The organism is Vicinamibacteria bacterium, from assembly GCA_035570235.1.
GTDB lineage: Bacteria > Acidobacteriota > Vicinamibacteria > Fen-336 > Fen-336 > DATMML01.
The window spans coordinates 1-4,501 of record DATMML010000040.1 but is presented as its reverse complement, the minus strand read 5'-3'; the positions used below and the strand labels follow the sequence as shown (position 1 = coordinate 4,501).

Sequence of the window (4,501 nt, the reverse complement as noted above, 5' to 3'; positions counted from 1 at the left end):
ACGACGGATGGGGGGGCCGGGCGGGGCTCGAGGACCGGGGTGGGGGTGGGCCGCGGCGGCGGGTTGGAGGCGATGGGCGAAGAGGACGGTGGGCCCGAGCGGGCCTCGAGCGTCGGGGAAGGGGCCGGGCGCGTTGGCTCGGCCGGTTGGCGAACCGTCTGGGGAGCCAGGGTCGTCGTCCCGAACATCCCGGCGACGGCCTGTTGCGACCACTGCAAGGCGGGCTGTCCCCCTTTGGCTTCCAAAATCGCGTAACGGTTGGCGAGGTCGCGGATCGTCTGGAAGAGGATGGCCGAGAAGGTCTCGAGCACCCCCTCGCCACGCACCGCCACCGCGGGAATGCTGTTGACCTTCCGCCCATTGAGCGCCCGGTCCATGGTCTCGACCTCCATGATCTCGGGCAGGTCACGCTTGTTGTACTGGAGGACTAGGGGCATGCTGGCAGGATCCAGGTGGTGGGTCAGGAGGTTCTGGGTCATCTCCCGATAGCTGTGGAGGTTCTCTTCCCAGCGGTCCACCGCCGAGTTGGCCACGAAGACCAAGGAGTCCGCGCCCTTCAGCACGAGCCGGCGGGTGGCCGCGTACATCGCCTGGCCCGGCACGGCCAGGACCTGCAGTTGGAGGTCGAAGCCACGGAATCCAGCCGTCTTCAGGGGCAAGAGATCGAAGAGGATCGTGCGGTCCTGGGCCGAGTTAATAGAGATCATCTCGCCGCGCCGTGCGGCGACAGCGTGCTGGTGCAGCACTTGGAGGTTTGTGGTCTTGCCGCCAACCGGGGGACCGTAATAGACGATCTTGACCTTGATCGTCCGGTCGCGGTGGTTCAACTCGACCATGGCACCCAGCCCACACGCAGAGTGTTTCTGTGAGTTTACAAGGAGTCACCGCCGGTTGCTAGGGCAGCCGGCCCGGGCGATTCAGCGACGCGCGCGACGCCGACGCTGGCGGCCCCGCCCGGCCGCACCCCGGGTCTTCCGTTGGTGAGCACGCGGCCCGGCCTTCTTGAGCTCGACCAAGCGGGTGCGGCTCCCACCCCGCGGAACCGTCCGTCCCGTCTCCCACCCGAAGATGGATCCGGGACTGACCCCGACCAGGTCCGCAAACTGCTCGCGGGTCAGCTTGAGGCGTCGGCGCACTGCGCGGATGGTTCGGGGAGGGACACGCGGGCCACGGGCGGGGACACGGGTGCCGGCCCGGAAGCCGCGCGTGGCCATTCGGTCGCTCAGGCGATGCACGCCCTTCTCGACCCCGGAAAGAGCCAGTTTCTGGCGGCGTGAAGCAAGACGCAAAGCTTTGACCTGCTTCTGTATACGGCGCAGCCGCCAGAGGGCCTTTTGCACCTCGACCGCGGCGAGCCTACGAATCTCAGTTCTCAGGGTGGCAACAAGAGTGGGCATCTTTGGCTATCAAACTCCAATGTGAGAGTCGCGCGGCAGGAACGGACCGCAGCGTTCGTCATGAACTGCGGACAGGCTACCCCGACCGGGCGTGAATTTCAAACCACGGTCAAACGCTCATCCCACTGTAAAGGCGGTAAACAGAGGGTTTCCTTAGGAGAATCTGCCCCCTATCACGGCTGGCATTTCTCCCAGCAGAGCGGCCTCGTTGGCCAAGCGTTCCGAGGGCCGGCCCCCGGCGCTCCGCCGCGACCTCGGTCTTAACGACAGGTCTGCAACCCTCTGGCACGAGTACAACAGGAGTGTCGCTCCCATCCTTTGTGCGAACTGCGTCGGAGAAGGGCTGCAAGTTGCTGATGCTCAGCTGGTTCCTCCGCGCTGGAGCTTTGGCTCCCTGTGGGTACGTGTCTTGCTCTTCGGGTGGCGAGGGTACGACAGGGCGCACTAGGAGTGTTCCTTACTTTTGGGAAGGCAGGGCCTGCGGGGCTCGTCGCCGCCGGGGAACAGCCTGCTCTATGCGTCCTGGATCCCCAACTGCTCGGGCGAGCTAGGACCGAGCGGATCACTCAGGAAAAGGAGCTCAAGTGACTACCCAACGTCTCGCGTTGTTTCAGGCCATAGCGCTCGCGGGTGGGCTCGCCGTGGCCACCGGCCTCACGGTTACCGCACATGCAGGAGCCCGGACCCCGCTGCCGCCGCAGCCCCCACCCATTCAATGGGGGCAGGTGAGGATGACCGACGACGGTGTTTGTATCGCGTCCATTGCGGGGAGCAGAGACTGGAGTGCGTCCGGCTCTTGCGTGATCGACTTCGCGGCCGGCGTCAACACGACGACGTCAGCTTTCTTGGTCTCCAGTCCCGACACCCTGGGCACTGCGACTCATGTGAAGGTGGAGCGCAACGGCCATACGGCCACCATCTCCGTCCAAGGCGGCCACATCAACACGCTGGATTTCGCGCTGATTCACTACTGAACAGCGCTCGATCGACGCGACCCCCGGCCGCCACTTGCCACCAAAGCCGGGCCGCTTGAGGCTCGTGGATTCTCGGCAAGGACCAAAAAGCCCCTCTTCGAGGCTGCCTTCGCCTCCGTGGGGCCAACGCCGGTGGCCGCACCGCGCCTTAACTCTGGGAATAGCTAAAGGCTTCGTGATCGTAGAGGCGTGCCCGACCAGGGGCAGGCGATCCCGGGTGTTCGATGGGGCCCCGACTCATTCGGCCCCGGCCCTTCGAGAATGTGGTCTATGATGGCCTGTCGGAGGGGACGTGCCTAAGAGATCCCATCTCATCGCGGCCGCATTCCTTTGCGGCTGGCTATGCCTGGATCTCGCGGTCCAGGCGGTCGAAACCGTTCGCTTCCTGCGCCGCTCCAGTACAGCCGGCTGGATGGCCAACTGGAGGGGCGACGTCACACGGATCTCTCAAGTACGGCCGGACACCGCGGCCCAGGGCGTGCTCAGGCGGGGCGACGAGATCATCTCTGTGAACGGGCGGGGCGTCGGCCATGGCTTTGACACCCGCTTGGTCTTCGACGGTATCCCTCCCGGCACCGAATACCAATTGTTGCTGCGTCGCGGGGGTCGACTTCAGCTGCTCAAGCTGCACACGCTGCCATTTGGTTTGAGCTTCACCACCTTCTTCGTGGTGGCCCTGATCCCTGTGGCCGCGCTGTTCCTGTTCGCCGGCATCGCGGTCCTCGCGGTGAAGCCCTATGACCTGCATGGATACCTCCTGGCCATGATGTTCGCGCTTTTGGCGGCGGGGATCTGCCAGCCGAGCGTGTTGAAGGCCATTTCGGGATGGAAGCTCGTGCTATTCGGCACCAGCTTGATTGTCTCGAACTTCTTCTGGCCGGTGCTATTGCACTTTTTTCTGACCTTCCCCGTCCGTTCGGCCGTACTCCGGCGTTTCCCGGCCCTTGAATACCGGCTCTACTGGCCAAGCGTGGCGGCGCTGCCCCTCGCCACCGCCTCGACCATCCTCTTCGTCAAGGACCGCGCTTTGGAAATCGCTTGGGTCACGCAGCCGCAAATGCAGTGGCTCTCCCTGCCCGTCACCGTGGGCTACGTCTTCCTCGGCCTGCTCTCGCTGATCCTCAACTATCGGCAAGCCACTCTGGCCTCGAAGCGGAAGCTGACCATGGTGCTCGCGGGCAGCCTCGCTGCGTTTTTGCCCCTGGCGACGCTCATGCTGGTGGACCTGCTCGGGGATGTGAGCGCCCAGCCGCTCTGGGTCGCCCGTGCGCTCCTGCTCTGCGTCATCTTGTGCATGCCTCTCCTACCCCTTTCATTCGCTTACGCCATCGTCCGCCACCAAGTAATCCCGATCCGGCTGCTGATCCGGCGTGGGTTCCGGTATCTGCTTGTGTCCCGGGGCTTCTACCTGATTGAGGCGGCAGCCGTGTTGGCCACGGTCGCGTTTCTGCTCACGGGGGAACGCGCGGCGTCCCTGGACCGCGTCGGGAACCGGGCCGACGTCATCGCCACCCTCGTGGTGGGCAGCGGGGTATTCGCACTCTTGCAACTCTTGAACCGACGCCTGATGCCGGCGATCGACCGGCGCTTCCTCCGGGAGGTCTACGACAGCCAGGCCATCCTGGCCGAGATCGGCGCCGCCGCCCGCGAGGTACCGTCCGTCGCCGAACTCCTTACCATGGCCGCGGCCCGCATCGAGGATGCCTTTCACCCCGAGAGTCTGGCCGTCTTCCTCCAGCAGGCCCGGACTGGCGACTACGAGTCGGTGCTCCCGCCCGGAGGATACTTGAGTGCAGAAGCGCCGCTCATTCGCCAGCTCAGGCTCGCGCCGGGGCCCCGCGAATCAGAGCGGGGCGGCATCTCCCTTGCCATTGTGGCCAAACAGGATCTCTTGGGGGTGATCGTGCTCGGGCCGCGGCTGGGCGACCTGCCCTACTCCGGCGAGGATCTACGTCTGCTGGAGGCGATTGCGTGGCAACTCGCGTTCGCGATCGAGAACAGCCAGCTCGTGCACCGTCGGGCAGAGGAGGAGTTCCTGCGGCGGGAGATCGCCATGGCGTCGGACGTACAGCGGCGGTTGTTCCCGGACCGCCCGCCCGAGTCCCCGCACCTGGAACTGGCGGGCGTGTG

The 4,501-nt window shown here is 65.3% G+C and carries 4 protein-coding genes; 2 read left to right on the top strand and 2 right to left on the bottom strand.

Translation table 11 applies throughout. The annotated features are described in order from the left end of the window. Positions 1 to 836, bottom strand: an 836-nt coding sequence (locus VN461_07140; GenBank protein ID HXB54542.1) for a hypothetical protein, incomplete at its 3' end; no start/stop codon positions are given. A gap of 81 nt (positions 837 to 917) precedes the next feature. Then, positions 918 to 1,397, bottom strand: a complete 480-nt coding sequence (locus VN461_07135) for a helix-turn-helix domain-containing protein (protein HXB54541.1) — start codon at positions 1,395 to 1,397, stop codon at positions 918 to 920. 800 nt (positions 1,398 to 2,197) lie between these two features. Here VN461_07135 and VN461_07130 point away from each other — a divergent pair. After that, positions 2,198 to 2,371 (top strand): hypothetical protein, encoded by a 174-nt coding sequence (locus VN461_07130; protein ID HXB54540.1) that lies wholly within the window; start codon positions 2,198 to 2,200, stop codon positions 2,369 to 2,371. A 292-nt stretch (positions 2,372 to 2,663) separates the two neighbouring features. Then, positions 2,664 to 4,501, top strand: a 1,838-nt coding sequence (locus VN461_07125) for a hypothetical protein (protein HXB54539.1), incomplete at its 3' end; no start/stop codon positions are given.